Source organism: Microbacterium sp. BF1 (assembly GCF_019279095.1).
GTDB classification, from domain to species: Bacteria; Actinomycetota; Actinomycetes; order Actinomycetales; family Microbacteriaceae; genus Microbacterium; species Microbacterium maritypicum.
In genome coordinates this window covers 1-3,292 of sequence record NZ_JAGYWT010000269.1, presented here as the reverse complement: position 1 = coordinate 3,292, position 3,292 = coordinate 1, and the positions used below count along the sequence as shown (strand labels likewise).

Here is a 3,292-nt window from a genome sequence, read left to right as displayed (position 1 = left end):
CGGGCGGTGACATCGCCGGGCCGTGACGTCGAGCCGCGACGTCGTCAGACAGCGACGTGGTCAGGCAGCGACGTGGTCAGGCCGCGATGTCGAAGCGTGCGCGGCCTCCGAGCCTCGGGGTTCGCGCAGAGTCGACGTATCGCGGCGGAATGAACCACACCCGCCCCGCCGCACCGATCCCGCTCCCGCTCCCGCTCCCGCTCCCGCTCCCGCTCCCAGCAGTATCGATGCGGATCTGCCACCCGTTGTCGTGGATGCGATGGTGACACGTTTCGCACAGCAGCACCCCGTTGGAGAGATCGGTCGGCCCGTGGTCTCGTCTCCACCATCGAATGTGATGCGCCCTCGTCATCTCCGGCGGCAACCCGCACATCGCGCATCCCCCATCACGCTCCACCAGCGCCAGCCGTTGTGCCCGGGTGAACAACCGCTTCTCCCGTCCCCAATCGAGGATCTCGCTGTCTCCGCCGAGAACACACGGGATCACGCCACCCCCGGCCGCCATCCGCCGCGCGGCCCCGACGCTGACCGGCTGATCGACCCCGTCCACGGTCGCCGACCCCGTGCCGGCCTCCAGATCGTCGAGGTTCATCCGCACGATCACCGTCGCACCGGCGACCGGCGCCCGCTGCTCGCACCCCAGCACGTGCGCGCAGAACACCGCGAGAGCATCGGCCTGGATCATCGGCACCGTCCGCCGATCCGCATCGGGCGCCTCCGCATCGGGCGCGTCTTTCCGCGCGGCGAACACGGCGGTCACATAGCCCCGGATCGCGGTGACCACCGGCGCAGCGGTCTCGACATCGAGCACCGCGTTCAGATGCACCATTCCCTCACGCTCGAACAGTGTCAGCGCGCGCCTGCCGCGGCGCTCTTCCTCCCGAGGCTCCAGACCATCCGGATCGAGCCATGCTTCTGCACGGACCACGAGCTTTCGCACATGGTCGAGTGCCAGACCTGCCGCCTTCTCCGCCAGCATGCGCTCGGCTTCGACGACACGCTCCACCCCCGTGGCGATCCGACAACGATCGAGCAACCCGATGATCATCGCGGCGGCGGGAGCACCGAGCGCCCCCGAATCCAGCGCCTCGCTCACCAGCGGATACTTCGCCGGCAGACGCGCACCCAGAAGGTCGCTCCGGGGTGCCGTCGCCTCTCCCACCTTGACGAGGCGCGACGCATCACCGGTCGACACCCCCGTGGCTGCCGCGATCAACGTCGCCGGGCTGCGGTAGCCCTGCTGCTTGGCCAGGCTCTCCGCCCCGAGCTCTGGACGCGACTCGCGGGAGATGCACGCCGCCACCGACACATGCACGGCATCCAACCGACGCCGCAGCACCCCAATGGACGCGCTCACCTCGATCAGCTGCTCGCGGGACAGCTCCCCGGAGTCACCGGCATCTGACCACGCCTCATCGAGGCGTGACATCGCCTCGTGCAACGCGGTCAATTTCGACATACTCGATTCTACCGCGAACGGTCTCGACATTCGAAGTTATGTTCTATTGAATGCCGGTACGACCAGCATGTCGTGAAGACCGAGCACCGAGTCAGCCGCCAGGAGTGCGTCGCTCCGAATGCCTGGTGGCACCGAGGTCCGGCGATACAGCAGGGACAGGAAGAGGCCCCGGATGTCGCATCCGGGGCCTCTTCTGCGTAGGTGACGTCAGCGCTTGCCGACGATCTGACGGCCGACGAGATCGCGCATGATCTCGTTCGTGCCGCCGTAGATGCGGTGCACGCGAGCATCGGTGAAGGCGCGGGCGATCGGGTACTCCATGATGTAGCCGTAACCGCCGTGCAGCTGCACGCCCGTGTCGAGCACCTCCCACTCGCGCTCGGTAGCCCAGAACTTGACCTTCGCGGCATCCTCGGCGGTGAGCGTGCTGTTCTTGTAGGCGAGCAACGCGCGGTCGATGTACGCCCACATCGCGTCCGTGGTCGCGGCCATGTCGGCGAGCCGGAAGCGGGTGTTCTGGAAGTCGGCGATGCGCTCGCCGAACGCCTCGCGGTCCTTCGTGTAGGCGACGGTCCAGTCGAGGGCGGCCTGCGCGGCTGCGGCTGCGGCGACGCCGATCGAGAGACGCTCGAGCGGCAGGTTCAGCATCAGCTGGATGAAGCCCTGACCCTCCTTCCCGCTGATGAGGTTCTCGTCGGGGACGAACACGTCGGTGAAGCTGAGCTCGGCCGTGTCCCAGCCGTGGAAGCCCATCTTGCTGAGCTTCTTGCCCTGGTCGAAGCCCTCCATGCCCTTCTCCACGAGCAGCAGGCTGAAGGCGTCGGGACGGTTGCCTTCACCGGTCTTGACGAAGGTCACGACGACGTCGGCCGTCGTACCGGAGGAGATGAACGTCTTCGCACCGTTGAGGATGTAGCCGCCGTCGACCTTCTTGGCGTTGGTCTTGATGCCACGCAGATCCGAACCCGCACCAGGGTCAGTCATGGCGAGCGCGCCGAGCACCTCACCCGTGGCCATGCGAGGCAGCCACTTCTCCTTCTGCTCCTGCGTTCCCATGTGCACGAGGTAGGGCACGGCCAGGTCGTCCTGGATGCCGAAGGCACCGGCCAGCGAACCCGCGCCGGAGGCGATGACCTCCTCCATCACGATCGTGCGGAAGCGGTAGTCCTGCAGCATGCCGGCGCCACCGAACTCCTCCGGGACCGACAGGCCGATCAGACCCGCCTCGCCGGCAGCCAGCATCGTCGCCCGGTCGATCTCCCCCGCGGCGTCCCACCGCTCGATAGCTTCGCCCGTCACGTGGCGCTTGACGAAGTCCTTGACCAGGTCCCGGAATGCCTCGTGATCCTCGTCGTAGATGTCGCGTTCCATGCCGTCCTCCTGAACGTCTCATGCATCGTTGCTCCGGCGATTCTACGTCGCACGACCGGTCCAGGACAGGACGTTGTGAGAATGCATCCCATAAAACGTGACACTGGATACCGCGGTTGTCGGATGCCGCAACCGTGGCGTTCCGCGCCGATTCAGTGCGCGTAGTCGGGGGCGGCCGGCAGCGCGAAGAACTCCTCGAGCGTGTGGAATCCACCCTCGTGATAGGCGGCGGCGAGGTCGACGCCGACATAGCGGAGGTGCCACGGCTCCGGCGCATACCCCGTGACCGGGGTGCCGACCTGCTCGTAGCGCACGATGAATCCGTACTCCCAGGCGCACAACCCGGCTCGAGTGCCTCGAGTGAATTGGCCAAGGAACTCGATGCTCTCTCCTTCGATAACGACCAGGACTTGGTTGCCTTTACGGCCTCAACCTCAGTTGTAATCTGTTCTGATCCGCACG

3 protein-coding genes are annotated in these 3,292 nt (G+C 66.6%); all 3 read right to left on the bottom strand.

Annotated features, from left to right (window positions below; all coding sequences use genetic code 11):
- Nucleotides 1–76: 76 nt before the first annotated feature.
- A complete protein-coding gene (locus KZA10_RS10175; protein ID WP_256934688.1) occupies nt 77–1,459 on the bottom strand; it encodes an HNH endonuclease signature motif containing protein in 1,383 nt (460 codons plus the stop codon).
- 207 nt (nt 1,460–1,666) lie between these two features.
- Nucleotides 1,667–2,830 carry an acyl-CoA dehydrogenase family protein gene (locus KZA10_RS10170; protein ID WP_017831375.1) on the bottom strand — a complete coding sequence of 388 codons (1,164 nt, stop codon included), beginning with the start codon at nt 2,828–2,830 and terminating at the stop codon, nt 1,667–1,669.
- A gap of 152 nt (nt 2,831–2,982) precedes the next feature.
- Entirely contained in the window at nt 2,983–3,171 is a 189-nt protein-coding gene (locus KZA10_RS10165; protein ID WP_256934687.1) for a D-alanyl-D-alanine carboxypeptidase family protein, read from the bottom strand.
- Between the last annotated feature and the right edge of the window lie 121 nt (nt 3,172–3,292).